Origin of the sequence: Planococcus sp. MB-3u-03, assembly GCF_002833405.1 — a bacterium.
GTDB lineage: Bacteria > Bacillota > Bacilli > Bacillales_A > Planococcaceae > Planococcus.
Genome location: NZ_CP025135.1, coordinates 1,487,356 through 1,505,368, shown reverse-complemented (window position 1 = coordinate 1,505,368; position 18,013 = coordinate 1,487,356). Strand labels below are relative to the sequence as shown.

The following is an 18,013-nucleotide window of genomic DNA, read 5'->3' as shown; positions in this document are numbered from 1 at the left end:
CTATATAAGAGACGGGCGGACGATGACTTCTACCCCTTTTGGTGCGTGGGCAGCGATCGTCACGTCATCATGCTGGACCGTGATCCAACCGAGCCCGGAAAAGACGATGTCTGTCTTGCCTTCTTTGATGCGGAATTCATGGCGCACCAATTCAGGGAAATCTTCTTTATATTTAGCAGATGGCGGGGCAAGCATGCCACCCAAGTGCTGTTCATACAATTCATCTGCATTATCCAGTTTGGTCCGGTGGATATTCAATGAATTTGCGGCATGCACCGTAAAGGATGAACGTTTGCCGCTGATGAAATCAAAACGCGCCAACCCGCCAATGAATAATGTCTGTTCAGGATTCAATTGGAAAACACGCGGCTTGATCTCTTTTTTCGGCATGATCGCCTTAAGGTCTTCCGTGTGCAAATGATGCGCTAGCTGATGATGGTTGATGATGCCCGGCGTATCGAATAGCGAGCGCTCATCATCAAGCGGGATGCCGATCATATCAAGCGTCGTGCCAGGGAAATGGGAAGTCGTGATAACGTCCCCTTCGCCTGTCGCCTGTTTGATAACACGGTTGATGAATGTGGATTTCCCAACATTCGTACAGCCGACCACGTACACATCGCCCCCATCGCGGTATTGTTCAATCGCATCCATCGCTTCTGCGACGCCGGTTCCTTTATGGGCGGAAACAGCTAAAATGTCGGTCGGGTTCAAGCCCAATTTACGCGACTCCTGTTTCATCCAATTGATCAATTTTTTCTCTTTGACCGATTTCGGAAGCAAGTCCGCTTTGTTGGCGATCAGCAAAATCGGGTTGTTTCCGACAAAGCGGTGCAAGCCCGGAAGCCAGCTGCCGTTGAAGTCGAAAATGTCGACGATTTTACGATCAAGCCTTTACGTTCCCAAGGCCGTTCAAAATACGCAGGAAATCGTCATCCGTTAAGGAAACCGGCTGCAATTCGTTATAGTTTTTCAAACGGAAGCAGCGCTGGCAGATGATTTCTTCTTTATCGAGCGAAGACGGCGGCGCGTAGCCGATATTGTCTTTCCGCTCTGTTTGGATCTGTACACCGCAACCGATGCAATATGGCATTTCTGTCAATTTTCTTCCTCCCACATCAATTGTTTTTCTTTCAATCTCTTCATGATCCGGCGTTCGACCATCCGGTTAAAACGTGTAAAGAAGCCGTCCGATTGCGCGACCGGCAACACGAGAATCGTATGAAGCTTATTGCGGTTGCCGCCGAAAATGTCGGTCAGCATCTGGTCGCCAATAACGACGACTTGTTCGCGCTTAACGCTCATGATTTTCAGCGCTTTTCGGAAGGCTTTACCCATAGGTTTTCTCGCCTGGTAAATAAATGGAATGCCGAGCGGGTCTGAAAACGACTTCACGCGCATTTCATTATTATTGGAAACGATGACTACTTGAATTCCCGCATCTTTCATCGATTTCAGCCATTCGATGAGGCGCGGCGTCGCTTCAGGGCGGTCCCATTCGACCAATGTGTTGTCCAGGTCGGTGATGATGCCGAGCACCCCTTTTTCTTTCAATGACTCTGGCGTAATGTCAAAAACCTCTTTAACGTATTGCCTTGGAATAAAATATCGATACACACATAACAACTCCTGTTTCTAGGGACTTAAGTCCATTGATTATACCATATATGCAAGGGGTTCTCCCACCTTGACACGGTCGCCGGCATTGATTTTCGCATCGAATTGAAGATGTTCCCCTTCGAAGAATAAAGCGACCGTCGAACCGAAGCTGAAATAAGCGACTTCCTGGCCTTTTTTCCAAACCTTTCCGAACTCCGTCAATTCGATGGAGTTGACGTACATCGCCCCGACTTTCACTACTAATACGCGGCCGTGCGGCGTTTCAAGTTCAGTGATAAGCCGGCGGTTGCCGCTGATCGGTGATTTGCCGTAGGTCAGCCCAAGGCGATTGACCGGGTAGGATTTTTCGCCGAGCATGTATTGCTTCACGACTTGGCCGTCTGCCGGGCTATGGATCCGGTGATAATCTGCAGGCGATAGATAGAGAATCGCGTACTCGCCGTTCGCATAGCGCTTCGCCGATTGCTCGCTGCCGAGCAGTTCAGCTAGTGAATATTCGATGCCTTTGACCTTGAACCGGCTGTCGCCTTGGATAGCGCCGTGAATCTCAAGACGCCCGTCGACCGGAGATACCAGTTCGGCACCGGCAACAGGACGCGCGTCTGCTTTCAAACTGCGCGTAAAGAAGTCGTGCAAGCTCGTATACTGGCCGCTCGGGCGATCGATATCGCCCAGTTCGATTTTATAAGTATTAATGAATCCAGGGATGGCCTTTCGGCTGATTGCTGATTGGGCAAAGCGTTTCAACGCAGCGGAACTGGCCTTGCCGTTGCCCAATTCAATCATCGATTGGTATAGCCGTTTTTTCATGCTTGCACCTCCGTCGTTAAAATAGTCTACCATTTTTTGTCGATTCGCAGTATAATTGTCGAAAGCATATCGAAAAAGGGGCGCTTGCATTGATATTGATCGACAAAATGGATCACACCATTAAACGGCTGAAAAGCCAGGCAGCCAACACATTGACGATCGGCAATATGGTCTTCGGTGGTGCCTCATTGATGGCGACTTTGAACGAATACTACAGTTATAGTGTGCTGTTTATTTTTATCGCTGCGTTTTTGGATCGTTTTGACGGGATGGTCGCGAGAAAATACAATCAGGAATCCGAACTCGGCAAACAATTGGATTCCATGGGGGATATCATTTCGTTCGGCGTGGCCCCTGCGCTCTTGATCCATCAATTGGCATTGCAGGATTTCGGCCTGGCCGGCATGGTGTTTACCGTAATCTATATTTCATGCGGCGCATTCCGCCTCGCACGCTTTAATATCACCGAATCAAATGGTTATTTTACCGGCTTGCCGATCACTGCAGCCGGAACTGTGCTAACTTTGTCATATTTCGGGTTCAGCCATTGGTCGCCCGCTGTCTATATGTTCATCCTATTGATTTCTTCATTATTGATGATCAGCACATTTTCATTACGGAAAGTATAAAAGCTGAGGGCTTGATGCCCTCAGCTTTTTAAGGCTAAAAACCGTGTTTTCCTATGCTTACCGCTTGCTTTCCGTGTGGCGGGAATCGAGCCTCCTCACCCGCTATCGCGGTCTGCGGGGTCTCTCAAACCCGCTAGTTCCACAGGAGTCAATCGGACGCATCTCCAAACACTCAGATAAGTCGTTGATTATATCATACTAAACAAGAGTTAACTTTAAAAAAATAGATTAGATCACTACCCTATTTAACATTTTGAAAAGCTGAGGGCTTGATGCCCTCAGCTTTTTTGCTTGTTTTGGGATGAAGTTTCTTTTATATGCGCTGGAGCATTTTTTCGATGACACGCAGGACGATTTCAGTCGAGTGCTTGGCGGCAACCGGGAGAAATTCATCGAACGAGACCGAGGATTCCTTGCCGGCGATATCCGACAAAGCGCGGATGACGACAAACGCTGTATCGTATTGGAAACAGACTTGCGCGACGGCAGCCGCTTCCATTTCCGCTGCTTTCATCTCTGGAAACTGCTGCTTTACCAATGCTACGCGTTCGGGATCGCTCATGAACGAATCGCCCGTTGCGATAAGACCGACGGCATGCTGGTGTTCACCGATCTCATCGACCGCTTGGACCGCCAGTTCGATCAATTCTTTGTTGGCGATATAGGCAGCTGGCATTTGCGGCACTTGCCCCAGCTCATAGCCGAACACTGTCGCGTCGACATCGTGATGACGTACTTCATCCGAAATGACCACTGCGCCGACTTCCAACTCCTCATCAAAGCCGCCTGCAGACCCAATATTCAATACGAGATCCGGTTTGAACTCCTGCATCAGGATCGTGGTCGTCATCGCCGCATTGACTTTACCGATGCCGCTTTTCAAGAGGATGAGTTCTTGCCCTTTGTATGTACCTGTCGTGAATTCGCTATTGGCGATTTCACGGACTGACGTGTTCGCTAATTGATTGCGCAACAACTCTACTTCTTCTTCCATTGCGCCGATTACACCGATTCTCATTGTATCCGCTCCTTGCATCCATGATTACGCCGGAAAAACGGCGCCCTCTTAATAGGCGCCGTCCAGCGTTTTAAGTACATCCATTTTCTCAGGCTTCCAACCTTCACCGTCTACCCATTCGAGATAGACGCGATACTTCTCGGATTGGTCTTTCGACTGGACTGTCGCGATGGATTTTTGCGGGCCGCCGCCATTTTGGACCATCATGACATACATGTCATTTTGGGATAGGCCGGTAGCATAGGTGACCGCTTCAATTTTTTCGTTCCAATCAACCGAGTTTTTCTGGTATGAAGAAACATGGTCGCCGCTTTGGCTTGTGCCGACAGGCTCCCAGCTTGTGTTGACGATGGTTTCACTGACGATCGGGTCGTTGGACTCTTCACGTGTGATGGTACCGCCTTTGGTTTCTTCTTCCTCTTCTGCTTCTTCTTTTTCTTTTTCTTCAGCTTCTTTTTTGGCTGCTGCTTCTTCTTCAGCCTTGGCTTCCTCTTCAGCTTTCTCTTCAGCCTCGAGGTCATTTTCTTCTGCTGTCACTTGCGTATCATCATCGCCGCTCGTTTGACTTTCTGTTTCCGGCGTTGTTTCTGTGGATTCAGGATCTGCTGAATCGTCGCCGCCTCCGAATAGCAATGTCGCCCCGATGATAACCACCAAAGTAAATACTAAGGCGATCATGATATTCAGGATGGAATTCGAACGATTTTTATTGTTCTTATTCTTATTCAAACGAGAGGGATAAGATTTTTCTTCGTTAGCCATGAAATGCCCCCCTTTACAGATATTTTATCATATTTAGCCCATGACAAATTTGACGTTTCAACTAAAGTTTTGTTTCATCCATCAAAAAAACAGCCACTCCCAAAGGAATGGCTGGGTGCATCAACTGATCGAAACGATCTTGACTTCCATTTCCCCGCCTGGCGTCAATACTTTCACACGGTCTCCGACAGTGCGGCCAAGCATGCTTTTGGCAATCGGCGAGTCGTTTGAAATACGCCCTTCCAACGGGTCTGCTTCTGCAGAACCGACGATTGTGTAGGCTTCTTCTTCGCCGTCTGGAATTTCCATAAACGTAACTGTTTTCCCGAGGCGCACGACATCGTTGCCGGCTTCCTCTTCATTTATAATTACCGCATTGCGGATCATGGATTCCAATGTAGAAATACGCCCTTCGACAAAGGCTTGGTCTTCCTTGGCGGAATCATATTCGGAGTTCTCGGACAAGTCCCCGAAGCTTCTTGCGACTTTAATGCGTTCCACCACTTCTTTGCGTTTGACCGTTTTCAAATAATCCAGTTCATCTTCCAACTTCTGCTTTCCGGCAGCTGTCATCGGAAATTGTTTATCGTTTGCCATACTCTTCCCACTCCTTCAACTGCTGACTATGGATGCGCTAACACCCGTCAGTCTCGTATCATTCTATTATAAATTACCAATCTATTCAAGAATTGTTTTAATTTTTGTAACCATTAGATCAATTGCGACTTCGTTTTGGCCGCCTTCCGGGATGATGACGTCTGCATAGCGCTTGGTCGGTTCGATAAATTGATTATGCATCGGGCGGACCACCGTCAAATATTGTTCGATGACCGAGTCGATCGTGCGGCCGCGCTCATTGATGTCGCGCATCAAGCGCCGTATGATGCGGAGGTCTGCATCGGTATCGACAAATAGCTTGATGTCCATCAGCTCACGCAGGCGCTCGTCTTCTAGGACCAGAATGCCTTCAAGGATGATGACGTCTTTCGGGTCGATCACTATGCTTTCTTCTGCACGTGTATGCAATGCGTAATTATAGATCGGCTTTTCGATCGCACGCCGTTCAAGCAATTCGTTGACATGCTTGATCAATAGATCCGTATCGAAAGCGAGCGGATGATCATAGTTGGTCTCGAGGCGCTCTTCAAACTCGAGGTGGCTTTGGTCTTTATAGTAGTAATCCTGCTCGATGACCACCACGGAATGCTCTTTGAACACTTCATAGATGGAATTGGTGACACTGGTCTTGCCTGATCCTGAACCGCCAGCGATGCCGATGACGACCGGTCTGTTTTTAGACATATACGTTAACTCCTTGTGTTTCGATTTTCATTTTTTTCTGCAGACGAGAAGCCCGTCGCCGACCGGCAAAAGCTCACAGTCGAAGCCGGGATGCCCATCCATTGTTTCACGGAACGAGCGGATATTGCGGATCATCGTGCGTTTGCGTCTCGGCACTTGTTTAATCGGCTGTTCTGCCATGCCGTGCATCGACATATTATCGCAATAAATGATGCCCCCTGGGGATAGTAAAGTTTCGTATTTATTGAAGAAACGCTCATATTGCCCTTTGGCTGCATCGATGAACATGGCATCGTAAGAAGCGGTTAATTCGGCAATGTCCAGTTCGAGCGCATCGGCACAGATAGCCTGCACCCGGCCTTCCATTCCCGATTCCCGGATGAACCCAAGCGCCTTGCTGTGGCGGTCTTCGTCCCGTTCAATCGTGTCGATGCTGACATCAGGCAAGGCATCGGCCATCCGGAGCGCCGAATAGCCGATTGCCGTTCCGAGTTCAAGCAAGCGCATCGGCTTTTGACGCTGCAATAATTCCAGCAGCTCCTCCATACTCTGCTCTTCCATGATCGGCACATGATTCTCTACCGCATAGGAGCGCATCGTTTTGAATAATGCTTCTATTGTTGATTCAGGCATTGTGGATGTCCGCTCCTTTCGTGCTCTTTGCCTCATTTGAACAGAAAAGAAGAAGGGAAACGGACGCTCCCTTCCTTCTTAGATCAATTTCCGATATGTTCATCGCGGTATTCTAGATGCTGTTCGTAGCTGGTCGAGAAATAGTTATTGCCTTCTGAGTCAGCCAGGAAGTACAGATAATCCGTTTGGTTCGGGTCGAGCACCGCTTCGATGGATGATGCGCCAGCAGCGGCGATCGGCCCAGGCGGCAAGCCTTTATTCGTATAGGTGCTGTAAGGATCTTCGAACTCGTAATCCGAGTTGAACAGGCGGTCCTTATGCTCGCCCATCGCGTAAATGACGGTCGGGTCTGTCTGCAGCGGCATGTCTTCATCCATGCGGTTGTAGAACACGCTTGCGATGGTTTGGCGATCTGATTTCGCAGTCGCTTCTTCCTCTAGTAGCGAAGCGAAAGTCAATAGCCAATGAGGCGACTTTTCCTCTTCCTGCAAAACGCTTTGGTACGGTTCGATATTCGCTTTCGTGGCATCGAGCATTTGCTCAATCAACACGGTAAGTGAAGGATTTTCCTCATAGATCGGATAAGTGGCAGGGAACAGATAGCCTTCGAGCGCAAATTTGACGTTCTCTCCTTTGATTTCCTCTGTCAGCAAATCAGGGTATTTGACCATCAATTCGTCGATATAAGCTTCATCCTGCACTTGTTCCATAAATTGCTCGGCCGTGTATTCCGTATTTTCCGCAATCACGCGCTCGGCAATCTCTTCCAAGGTCAAGCCTTCAGGAACGTTGATTGTATATAAAGGTTCGTGGTAAACTTTCCCACTTTTTAAACTTTCCGTAATTTCGTCCAATGTCATCGATTGAGTCAAGCCGTAATTGCCTGCCTGAAATTCCGATTCATTTTTGAACTTGACGTAATACTTGTAGATTCTGGCATCTTTAATGACGCCATTGTCTTCAAGCAAAGCGGCAATGCTGTCCAGGTTGGAACCGATCGGCACTTCGACATCGATGACTTCCTCGGAATCCGGATCGACAGGTTCCAGTGCGTCGGTGACATAGCTATAAGTTTGCCAACCGGCCACCGCGACGACCACAAGAAGGACAAGCGCTACGATCAGCACGATGCGCCGCACGACTCTCACTTCTTTTTTTTCCTTCATCCTGTCGAACATGACATCTTTTTTTGACTGCTTTTCCACGGGTGTTCCCCCTCAGCTATTCATCTCTCCAAAACAGAAGACGATTCAAACGAAAGGGACGGAATCAAGGTTCAATTCCGTCCCCCTTATGGTTATTGCTCTTCGTTTTCTTCTTCATCCTCAAGGAAAGTATTGAGCATTTCTTCGATCATGTCCCATTCCTCTTCGGTTTCTACCGGGCGAAGTTCGCCGCCGGAAACTTTCTCGTCAGCATCCAGGTTTTCAGTGAAAGAAGATGCGTGGATTTCAATCTCGCCTTCTTCGTCCTCATCTGCCCCTACTGGGAAGTACAAAACGTATGATTTTCCGAAATCTTCCGATTCAAATGTGAACAACACTTCGAATAATTGCTCGTTCCCGTGCTCGTCCACTACTGTAATATGCTCTTGACCATGTTCCATTTGTGTCACCTCATCATTTTTTTGAATCAAGATAGCCTTGTAAAATCATCACTGCGGCCATCTTGTCGATTACTTTTTTGCGGTTTTTCCGGCTGACATCGGCAGAAATCAGCATTTTCTCTGCTGCCATCGTCGTCAGCCTTTCATCCCAAAGCACTACCGGTATATCATATCCTTCTTTTAGCAATGCTGCAAATTTTTCGGAAGCTTCCGCCCGTGGCCCGATTGAGTTGTTCATGTTCTTCGGATAGCCCACGACCGCTTCCGTTACTTTGTATTCCTTGATCAATTCGCCAAGGCGCTCAAGCCCGAACTGGCCGTTCGCCTCGTCGATTTTGACGGTTTCGATGCCTTGTGCCGTCCAGCCCAGTGCATCGCTGATCGCCACTCCGATCGTTTTGGAGCCGACATCCAATCCCATTGTTCGCATAATTATTCCTCGTTATTCTTTTTGATATAGAACTTCACCAGTTCTTCCAAAATTTCATCCCGCTCCAGTTTCCGGATCATGTTCCGGGCATCCTGATGGCGAGGGATATAAGCCGGATCACCTGAAAGTAGATACCCGACGATCTGATTGATCGGGTTGTAGCCTTTTTCCTCTAGAGCAGCATGAACTTGCAGCATGACCTGCTTTACGTCCTGCTCCATCGATTCATCGGATGAATCGAATTTCATCGTGCGATCAAATGAGCTCACGACAAGCACCTCACTTCCGGAATGTGTATTGGCAATTCGTTCCTCTTGCTGAATCCCATTATAACTGAAAGCGCAGATTTGTTAAACCTATTTGACTAAAGTGTAGACCGATTCGAGCGCTGCATCCAATTGCTCCGGATTTTTCGCCCCGGCCATCGCCATGTCCGGACGCCCGCCGCCTTTGCCGCCGCATTGTTCAGCGACCGCTTTGACGATATTGCCGGCGTGGTAATCCTTGCCGGCGATGTTTTTCGACACGCCCGCTGCGAGCATGACCTTGTCACCGTCGCTCGCGCCGAGAACGATGACCGCTTGCTCGAATTTCGCTTTCAGGTCATCGACCATCTGGCGCAGCTGATTATTGTCTTTTGCTTGAACTTTTGCGGACAATACTGTCACATCTCCGACTTTTCTTGCCGACTCCAGCAATTCACCGGACTGTGCATTGGCGATTTTCTGCAGCAGCGATTCGTTTTCTCGCTGCAATGATTTGATATCGGCTTGTGTGGATTCGACTTTTTGCACGAGGTCGCGCGGGTTGGCTTTCAATAAAGAAGCTGCCTCATCCAAAGTTTTCTCGCTTTGCTTCATGTTCACATAAGCGCCTTTTCCGGTCAATGCTTCGATGCGGCGGACGCCAGCACCGATGCCGCCTTCCGAGACAATTTTGAAGACGCCGATTTCGGACGTATTCGCCACGTGGATCCCGCCGCATAATTCGAGCGAGTAATCGTTGATGGCGACGACGCGGACGACATCACCATATTTTTCGCCGAACAAGGCCATCGCGCCCATGTCTTTGGCTTCCTGCAAGTTATGGTAGCCGGATTCGACTTCGATGCCTTCCCAGATCTTTTCATTGACTGCCTGCTCGATCGTCGCCAGTTCCTCTTTCGTCACTTGGCCGAAATGAGAGAAGTCAAAACGCAACCGGTCCGGGCCGACATATGATCCTGCCTGGTTGACATGCGTGCCGAGCACATCTTTCAACGCCTGGTGCAAGAGGTGGGTCGCCGTATGGTTCTTGATTGTATGGCGGCGCTCGGATGCATCGACTTTCGCTTTGACGGCCGTTTTTGTCAATTCGCCGGAATCAACTCGCACATTATGCAAGTTCTGGCCGTTTGGCGCTTTTTTCACATCGAGTACTGAAGCTGACACTAAATCATTCGACAAAGTTCCTTTATCGGCAATCTGTCCGCCGCTTTCCGCATAGAATGGCGTGCGGTCCAGCACGAGCTGCACTTCTTCGCCTTCTTGTGCGCTGTCGACCAATTCCCCATCTTTGACGATAGCGACGATTTCAGCGTCCGCGACTGTGTGCGAGTAGCCGATAAATTCGCTTTCTTCTTTAATATTGCCGAGCACTTCGGATTGTGTCTGCATGGAATTGACGTTTTGGCGTGCGTTTCTTGCACGTTCACGCTGTTCATTCATCGCACGCTCAAATCCTGCATGGTCGACGGTCATTTCTACATCTTCTGCATATTCTTCCGTCAACTCCACTGGGAAGCCGTACGTATCATACAAACGGAACACATCTTCACCAGGGATTTCACTATGGCCCGCCTGTTTTTGCTTTTCGGCAACCGTGGACAAGATTTCCAAGCCGTCATGCAAGGTTTCGAGGAAACGTTCTTCTTCGAGTTTCATGACGCGGACAATGAAATCTTCCTTGTCTTTGACTTCTGGATAGAAGCTCTGCATGATCTCACCGACAACCGGAACTAGCTGGTACATGAACGGTTTTTCGATGCCCAATTTCTTCGAATAGCGGACTGCACGGCGCAATAGGCGGCGCAGCACATAGCCGCGTCCTTCATTTGATGGCAACGCGCCGTCTCCGATGGCAAATGCGACGGTACGTACATGGTCGGCGATGACTTTAAATGCCATGTCCTGTTCCTGGCTTTCGCCGTAGGATTTGCCGGAAATTTCCGCTGTCTTCTCGATGATCGGCACGAATAGGTCCGTATCGTAGTTGGTTGGCACGTCTTGCACAACCGACGCCATCCGTTCCAAGCCCATTCCCGTATCGATGTTTTGTTTCGGAAGCGGCGTGTACGTATGGTCCGCATTATGGTTGAACTGGGAGAACACCAAGTTCCAGATTTCCAGGTAGCGCTCATTCTCGCCGCCCGGATACAATTCAGGGTCTTCCGGGTCATTGCCGTAGCTCTCGCCGCGGTCATAGAAGATCTCGGAGTTCGGTCCGCTCGGGCCTTCCCCGATATCCCAGAAGTTCCCTTCCAGGCGGATGATGCGTTCAGCCGGCACGCCGACTTCGTTGAGCCAGATGGCATAAGCTTCCTCATCTTCCGGGTGGATCGTCACCGACAACTTATCGGCATCAAATCCGATCCATTTATCGTCCGTCAGGAATTCCCACGCCCAATGGATCGCTTCTTTCTTGAAGTATTCACCGATGGAGAAGTTTCCGAGCATTTCGAAGAATGTATGGTGGCGTGCTGTTTTGCCGACGTTTTCGATATCGTTCGTGCGGATCGATTTCTGCGCGTTGACGATGCGCGGATTTTCCGGGATGACGCGCCCGTCAAAATATTTCTTCAAGGTTGCGACTCCGCTGTTGATCCACAATAGCGACGGATCTTCAAACGGCACAAGCGGCGCGCTCGGTTCCACGTCGTGGTCTTTTTCTTTAAAAAAGTCGAGATAGAGCTTTCTGATTTCTTCAGCTTTCAAATTCTTCATCAAAATTCCTCCTTCTGCATAATAAAAAGCCTTCATCCCCTAATAAAAAGGGACGAAGGCTCGATTCGCGGTACCACCCTGGTTACACAGGAAAAAATATCCTGTGTCTCTCAAGCGCCTTAACGCGGCGGGACGGCAGTGATTAGCTGCACTCGGGAGTAGCGTTCAAAAGATGCGGCAGAAGGCCCTTTCAGCCAAGGGGAGCCTTTTTCTAAGCAGCCGGAATCTCTTTACTGTCTCCGTCTAGGTGTTGTGTATCTGATATAAATTGAATTATAGAAAACCAAGCGGGCCTTGTCAAGCACGCTCACGCTTCTTGGAAGTCGCGCGGCGTGATGCCTTCCATGCCGATCATCGGATGGATGCGGTGGGCGTTTTGCTGCGTCAGGCTTTTCGGCCCTGCAGCTTCTGCTTCTGGCTCCGGTTTTTCGGCTGATGCTTCTAGCGCATCCGAGGCTGCGCCTTGATCTGGAACAGCCGCCGTGCCCAATCGGTCCGCCAATGTCGTCAGGCGGCTCGAATCATCGGTGCGCTCGACACCGTAGCGGAACACGCCCGGGTCGCCGCACAGGATGAGAAAATCCCGGCTTCTCGTGATGCCTGTGTAGAGCAGGTTGCGCCGCAGCATTTTCATATAGCCGCGGACGACCGGCATGATGACCGTCGGAAATTCCGAGCCTTGCGCTTTATGGATCGAACAGCAATAGGCGAGCGTCAACTGGTTCAAATCGCTGCGCTGGTAGGTCACTTCGATGCCATCAAACGACACGACGAGCAGGTCCTGCTTTTCCACCGTCTCTTTCGCTTTCATGATGGCGACCACTTCGCCCATATCGCCGTTGAAAACATTGCTCTCAGGCTGATTGACCAGTTGCAGCACTTTGTCATTGATGCGGTAAGTAATATCGCCGAACACCAGCTCTTTTCGAGAACCGTCATCGTTCGGGTTGACCATCTGCTGGATCATCTGGTTAAGCGCATCGATCCCGGCTGGCCCTTTATACATCGGCGCAAGCACTTGGATGTCTTTGATCGTATGGCCTTTTGACAATGCGCTCTTGACTACTTTTCGACCACCATCGGAATCTGGTCCGCGCCTGCTCGGATGAACGAACGGTCGGACGTCTTCGCCTCAATATTGTCGGGAAGCTTCCCGGCTTTCATCTGGTGTGCGAGTTCGATGATCGATGAGCCTGAGCTTTGGCGGTAGATTTCCGTCAGCTCAACCGTCGGAATGCGGCCGGATGCCAGCATGTCCCGCAGCACTTGCCCGGGGCCGACCGGCGGCAATTGGTCCTGGTCGCCGACAAAGATCAGCTGGGCGTCGACAGGGACCGCTTTTAATAATTGATGGGCAAGCCAAGTATCGACCATCGACATTTCATCGATGATGATCAATTTGCCTTCGATGTCTTTTTCAGTTTCCTCTTCCCGTTCCTGCCCGTTAAAGCCGAGCAGCCGGTGAATCGTCATCGCCGGCAAATCAGTCGACTCGCTGAGGCGTTTTGCTGCGCGTCCTGTAGGAGCTGCCAAAATGATCGGGAACGGTTCTTTTTTCTTGGCGTAGTCTTTCGGGTCAAGCGACAGGCCGTGCAGTTCTGCATATACTTCGACCAATCCCCGGACGACTGTCGTCTTGCCGGTTCCCGGGCCGCCGGTGAGGATCATGACACTCGAATTCAAGCTTTTCTCGATGGCGTCGATTTGCGTCTCTGCATAATTCACGCCGAGCCGCTCTTCGGCTTCGCCGAGCGCTTTGCGGATTTCGGATGATGGGAACCCATCGCGTGTCTCTTGCTCAGCAATCAAGGTTTCCAGCTTCGTCGCGATGCCGACTTCCGAATAATACAGCGACGGCAAATAAAGGCGGGTTTCTTCCCCCGCCACTTTGCCTTCTTCGTTCAATTCAATCGCTGCCTGGGAAATCGAATCGACCGGAATGTCTTCGCGTTGGCTCGCTTCGAGCATTTGCTTGACGAGCGGAATCAAATTCTTCGCATCGACAAAGACATGCCCTTCTGACAACGACGCCTGGTTCAATACATGCAGGATTGCCGCTTTGATGCGGTCGGGATGGCTGCCGGTGATGCCGAGTTTCGCCCCGAGCTCGTCCGCCCGGTGGAACCCGATGCCTTCGATTTCCTCGATGAGCTGGAATGGATTTTTCGTCAGGATATCAATTGTTTCCTCGCGGTAAGCCTGGTAGATCCTCATGCCGATTTGCGGTCCGAATCCCCAATCGTTCAATTGGATCATCACGCGTTCAAGGCCTAAGTTCATCTGCAATGTCGAGCGGATCGTGTCTTTTTTATCATCCGACAGGCGCGGGACGCCATCCAGCGCATCGGGGTCTTCCAGGATTTTCTTGATGGCATCGCTGCCGAGTTTCTTGACGATCGTCTCGGCGGTTTTACGCCCGATGCCGTTGAACAAATCGCTCGATAAATAATGGACGACGCCTTGTTCTGTTTCCGGCACTTCTTTCTTGAAGGTTTCAGCCTGGAACTGCACGCCGTATTTCGGGTGGTTCTTGACGCTGCCCGTGAACTTGTATTGTTCTTCAAGCGACAGCTTCGGGAAATAACCGGAGACGATGATTTCCTTTTCGGTGTACGGGGTGTTGGTTTGCTGGATTTTCACTTTGATGATGGAGAAGAGGTTTTGGGGATTGTGAAAAATCGAGACGACCGGACGCCCCAGCACAAATTCACTTTCTTTTTGGAATAAATCAATCTGTCCGGACATGCGGCCGTCTCCTCTCTTTCATTTGTTCAATTCAATCGTTCGTTAATCATATCGTAGGCATAGCGCGCCATTTCATTTTTATCATCCAATGTGTACGCACGCTGCAAATGGTACATGGCATCTTCGGTACGGTCGCTCGATACGGCATACAATACGCCCAAGTTGTAATGGACGTCTGAGTTATCCACATCGATTTCAAGCGCATAAACAAATTGTTCTTCCGCCATGTCAAACAACTCAAGCGATGCCAATGCGATGCCGTAGCTGAGACGCGCTTGCAGGTCATTTGGATCCAATTCGACAGCCCGCTGCAAATAAGGCAAAGCGAGCTTCGGCTGGTCGATGCGTTCGAAGCATTTGCCGACCATATAATGGGCATCCGATCCTTCGATGCCATTTTGGATCGCTTTTTCATATAGCTTCAACGCTTCTTCGTAGCGTTCCGCGTTGTAATAGAGATTCGCCAATCCGTAATAAGCAGTCGCAGACGTTTCATCGAGCGTCAAGGCTTTCTGGAAAAAGCGTTCAGCGCGCTCGGTTTCGTTCATCGACGCCAATACATGCCCGAAGTTGATATAGCCAAGCGCGTCTTCCGGCTGTTGTTCGATGGCGTTCGTGAACGCCTGGATAGCATCTTCCGCCCTGCCTTCTTGCAAGGCTTTGATGCCGATTTCGTTATAATTCATCGCCGATTCCCCCATTATCCTACATAGTCCAGCTGTGAACCGTTTTTGAAGACACGGTCGATCGTGCCGCCTCCGAGGCATTCGTCACCGTCGTAAAAAACGACTGCTTGGCCCGGTGTAATCGCACGGACCGGCTCATCGAATGTAACGACTGCTTCGCCGTTTTTCATGTCGACCGTGACGCCGACGTCCTGCTGGCGGTAGCGGAATTTCGCTGTGCACTGGAAACTCGCGGACGGTGCATCGCCCGTCGTGAAGCTCAAGTTGACCGCCGTCAAGCTATCGGAAAACAGTGCATCGTGGTGGATGTTCTGCCCAACATACAAGACATTTTTCTCCAGGTCTTTCCCGATGACGAACCACGGGTCGCCTGCTCCGCCGATGCCGAGGCCTTGGCGTTGGCCGATCGTGTAATACATCAAACCGTCATGGGATCCTTTTTTGACGCCTTCCAAGGTTTCCATAGAACCTGGTTGAGCTGGGAGATATTGGCTGAGGAACTCCTTGAAATTGCGTTCGCCAATAAAGCAAATGCCCGTTGAATCTTTTTCGTCGCTGTCGCAAGTCCTGCTTCAAGGGGCGATTTCACGTACTTCCTTCTTCTCGATCGCACCAAGCGGGAACATGACTTTCGACAATTGTTCTTGGTTCAGCTGATTCAAGAAATACGTTTGGTCTTTATTATTGTCAACGCCGCGCAACATGTGCGTGACGCCGTTTTCGTCGGTTTCGACGCGTGCATAATGGCCCGTAGCCAGATAATCCGCACCGAGGCTTAAAGCATGTTCAAGAAATGCCTTGAATTTGATTTCCTTATTGCACATGACATCCGGATTCGGCGTGCGTCCTGCTTTGTATTCCTCGAGGAAATACGTGAACACTTTATCCCAATACTGCTTTTCAAAATTGACCGCATAATACGGGATGCCGATCTGGTTGCAGACGCGGATGACGTCTTCATAATCTTCCGTCGCGGTACAGACGCCGTTTTCGTCGGTATCGTCCCAGTTTTCATGAAGATGCCGATGACGTCATAGCCTTGCTGCTTCAATAAATAAGCGGCAACCGAAGAGTCAACCCCTCCGGACATGCCGACGACTACGCGTGTATCTTGTGGAGCTTTTGTTTCCATTTTATTCACCTTTTCTATTTTGCGCCAGGCGCTTCGTGATTTGAGCCGTTTTTCGGCTGCTTGTGTAATATCCGTGGCGGTCAGGCCGATGCCGAAACTGAAGCGGATCGAATTGCGCAGTTCTGCGGCGTTTTGCCCGTACATCGCAACGAGGACGTGTGACGGGTCGATCGAACCGGCCGTGCATGCCGAACCGCTCGATGCGGAAATGCCGGACAGGTCCAAATTGACCAAAAACGATTCGATGTCGATGCCGTTCAAGGAGACATTGAAAATATGCGGCAATTGATCGATGCCGTTCTCTTTAAAATCGATGCCGTTCTCCTTGAATTCGGCCCGAAAATCTCCTTGAATCCGTTAAACGCTTGCCGTTTATCTTCCATTGTTTCCTGCGCGATTTTCACTGCGCTTGCGAATGCTTGGATGGCCGGCACGTTTTCCGTTCCAGCGCGGCGTTTACGTTCCTGTTCGCCACCGTACATCAAGGGCTTAAGTGCCGTGTTTTTGCGTTGGTATAAAAATCCGATGCCTTTCGGGCCATTCACTTTATGGGCAGAGACCGAAAGCAAGTCGACGTTCAACTCATCCACATCGATTGGCAACAGGCCATACGCCTGAACCGCATCGGTATGGAAAGTGACATTCGTCCCTTTCAATAGCTCCCCGATTTCGGCAATCGGCTGGATCGTGCCGATTTCATTATTGGCGAGCATGACCGTCACGAGAATCGTATCATTCCGGAGCGCTTGTTTCACGTCTTCCGGCTTGACGCGGCCCGTTTCATCCACCGGCAAATACGTCACATCATAGCCCTGTTTCGCCAATTCCTCACAAGCGTGAAGAACCGCGTGATGCTCGGCTTGCGTGGTGATGATATGGCGGCCTTCCTTGGCGCTTGCTGTTCCGAAGATCGCCAAATTATCCGCCTCTGTGCCGCCGGATGTGAAGATGATCTCGGTATCGTCTGCCTGAATGCTTGTGGCGAGCGTACGCCGTGCTTCGTCCAAAATGCGCCGCGCATCGCGGCCGGTCTGATGGATACTTGAAGGGTTGCCGTAATGCTCACTTAAGGCTTGGGCGAACACCGAAGCTGCTTCCGGATGCATCGGCGAAGTCGCCGCATGGTCCAAATAGATCTGTTTCATAATTCATTAACTCCTTATATATAGAACATATAATGTTCGGTGTCGCCTTCTTCTGTCTGTGCCAAATCCTCGATCGTCGTCGTGTCCAAGACGTTCTTCACGGCATCGCGTATGCGTCCCCACAGTTCACGCTGGGGCTGCTTTTCGTCTTCGATGCCTTCGACCGGCTGGATCGGCCCCTCGAGCACACGGATGACGTCTCCAGCTGAAATCTCTTTCGGATGGCGCGTCAGCATATAGCCACCGTATGCGCCGCGTACGCTTTTCACGAGCCCCGAATTGCGCAGCGGTGCCACGAGCTGTTCGAGATAGGCTTCCGACAACTCATTGTCCGCGGCAATCTTGCGCAGCGGCACCGGGCCTGCCCCATATTGTTTTCCTAATGCGATCATAATTGTTAAGCCGTAACGGCCTTTCGTTGATATTTTCATCTAAAACTACTCCTCTGGAACCTAATCGTCAATTCTTCAAATAAGTATAGCATATCTTACTGTACATAGGCTTTCAATGACTT

17 protein-coding genes and 4 pseudogenes are annotated in these 18,013 nt (G+C 50.2%); 1 reads left to right on the top strand and 20 read right to left on the bottom strand.

Annotated elements, in window-relative coordinates:
* The 3 genes and pseudogenes from yqeH to CW734_RS08785 form a co-directional block, all read right to left on the bottom strand.
* A pseudogene (gene yqeH / locus CW734_RS08795) lies at nt 1-1,102 on the bottom strand (ribosome biogenesis GTPase YqeH).
* Nucleotides 1,099-1,617, bottom strand: coding sequence for a YqeG family HAD IIIA-type phosphatase (locus CW734_RS08790; RefSeq protein WP_101190195.1), 519 nt, complete (start codon nt 1,615-1,617; stop codon nt 1,099-1,101). Before CW734_RS08790 ends, yqeH begins: the two are co-directional and overlap by 4 nt.
* Nucleotides 1,618-1,656: 39 nt before the next feature.
* On the bottom strand, nt 1,657-2,430 hold the full coding sequence (locus CW734_RS08785; protein WP_101190194.1) for a phosphatidylserine decarboxylase: 774 nt from the start codon (nt 2,428-2,430) through the stop codon (nt 1,657-1,659).
* Between the two features lie 107 nt (nt 2,431-2,537).
* On the opposite strand from CW734_RS08785, the gene pssA reads away from it, so the two are divergent.
* Nucleotides 2,538-3,059, top strand: a complete 522-nt coding sequence (pssA, locus tag CW734_RS08780; RefSeq protein WP_407952173.1) for a CDP-diacylglycerol--serine O-phosphatidyltransferase — start codon at nt 2,538-2,540, stop codon at nt 3,057-3,059.
* Nucleotides 3,060-3,372: 313 nt separating this feature from the next.
* Here pssA and mtnN read toward each other — a convergent pair whose 3' ends face one another.
* The 17 genes and pseudogenes from mtnN to cymR all read right to left on the bottom strand — a co-directional run bounded on the left by mtnN (nt 3,373) and on the right by cymR (nt 17,930).
* Nucleotides 3,373-4,077, bottom strand: a complete 705-nt coding sequence (gene mtnN, locus CW734_RS08775) for a 5'-methylthioadenosine/S-adenosylhomocysteine nucleosidase (RefSeq protein WP_101190192.1) — start codon at nt 4,075-4,077, stop codon at nt 3,373-3,375.
* Nucleotides 4,078-4,125: 48 nt separating this feature from the next.
* Complete coding sequence (locus CW734_RS08770; protein ID WP_101190191.1) at nt 4,126-4,839, bottom strand: YrrS family protein; 714 nt, start codon at nt 4,837-4,839, stop codon at nt 4,126-4,128.
* Between the two features lie 120 nt (nt 4,840-4,959).
* Entirely contained in the window at nt 4,960-5,436 is a 477-nt protein-coding gene (gene greA, locus CW734_RS08765; protein WP_101190190.1) for a transcription elongation factor GreA, read from the bottom strand.
* 81 nt (nt 5,437-5,517) lie between these two features.
* Nucleotides 5,518-6,141, bottom strand: a complete 624-nt coding sequence (gene udk, locus CW734_RS08760; protein ID WP_058380962.1) for a uridine kinase — start codon at nt 6,139-6,141, stop codon at nt 5,518-5,520.
* A gap of 27 nt (nt 6,142-6,168) precedes the next feature.
* Nucleotides 6,169-6,774: an O-methyltransferase gene (locus CW734_RS08755; RefSeq protein WP_101190189.1), complete on the bottom strand. Its 606-nt coding sequence runs from the start codon at nt 6,772-6,774 to the stop codon at nt 6,169-6,171.
* Between the two features lie 83 nt (nt 6,775-6,857).
* Nucleotides 6,858-7,979 (bottom strand): endolytic transglycosylase MltG, encoded by a 1,122-nt coding sequence (gene mltG / locus CW734_RS08750; protein ID WP_101190188.1) that lies wholly within the window; start codon nt 7,977-7,979, stop codon nt 6,858-6,860.
* 92 nt (nt 7,980-8,071) lie between these two features.
* On the bottom strand, nt 8,072-8,380 hold the full coding sequence (locus CW734_RS08745; protein WP_101190187.1) for a DUF1292 domain-containing protein: 309 nt from the start codon (nt 8,378-8,380) through the stop codon (nt 8,072-8,074).
* A gap of 13 nt (nt 8,381-8,393) precedes the next feature.
* A complete protein-coding gene (gene ruvX, locus CW734_RS08740) occupies nt 8,394-8,810 on the bottom strand; it encodes a Holliday junction resolvase RuvX (protein WP_068461903.1) in 417 nt (138 codons plus the stop codon).
* A gap of 2 nt (nt 8,811-8,812) precedes the next feature.
* Nucleotides 8,813-9,079: an IreB family regulatory phosphoprotein gene (locus tag CW734_RS08735; protein WP_058383651.1), complete on the bottom strand. Its 267-nt coding sequence runs from the start codon at nt 9,077-9,079 to the stop codon at nt 8,813-8,815.
* An 87-nt stretch (nt 9,080-9,166) separates the two neighbouring features.
* Entirely contained in the window at nt 9,167-11,791 is a 2,625-nt protein-coding gene (alaS, locus tag CW734_RS08730) for an alanine--tRNA ligase (RefSeq protein ID WP_101190186.1), read from the bottom strand.
* Between the two features lie 307 nt (nt 11,792-12,098).
* Nucleotides 12,099-14,536: pseudogene (recD2, locus tag CW734_RS08725) on the bottom strand (SF1B family DNA helicase RecD2).
* A 26-nt stretch (nt 14,537-14,562) separates the two neighbouring features.
* The gene (locus CW734_RS08720) at nt 14,563-15,222 is read right to left on the bottom strand and encodes a tetratricopeptide repeat protein (RefSeq protein WP_180956268.1); all 660 of its coding nucleotides are present in this window, start codon (nt 15,220-15,222) and stop codon (nt 14,563-14,565) included.
* Nucleotides 15,223-15,236: 14 nt separating this feature from the next.
* The gene (locus CW734_RS19950) at nt 15,237-15,686 is read right to left on the bottom strand and encodes an aminomethyltransferase beta-barrel domain-containing protein (protein WP_442956957.1); all 450 of its coding nucleotides are present in this window, start codon (nt 15,684-15,686) and stop codon (nt 15,237-15,239) included.
* 108 nt (nt 15,687-15,794) lie between these two features.
* Nucleotides 15,795-16,172 (bottom strand): hypothetical protein, encoded by a 378-nt coding sequence (locus CW734_RS19945; RefSeq protein ID WP_442956968.1) that lies wholly within the window; start codon nt 16,170-16,172, stop codon nt 15,795-15,797.
* A pseudogene (locus CW734_RS19940) lies at nt 16,076-16,300 on the bottom strand (hypothetical protein); the annotation flags it as partial. The pseudogene CW734_RS19940 and the gene CW734_RS19945, both read right to left, overlap by 97 nt.
* A 55-nt stretch (nt 16,301-16,355) precedes the next feature.
* Nucleotides 16,356-17,499, bottom strand: a pseudogene (locus CW734_RS08710) (cysteine desulfurase family protein).
* Nucleotides 17,500-17,513: 14 nt separating this feature from the next.
* A complete protein-coding gene (cymR, locus tag CW734_RS08705) occupies nt 17,514-17,930 on the bottom strand; it encodes a cysteine metabolism transcriptional regulator CymR (RefSeq protein WP_058380971.1) in 417 nt (138 codons plus the stop codon).
* Between the last annotated feature and the right edge of the window lie 83 nt (nt 17,931-18,013).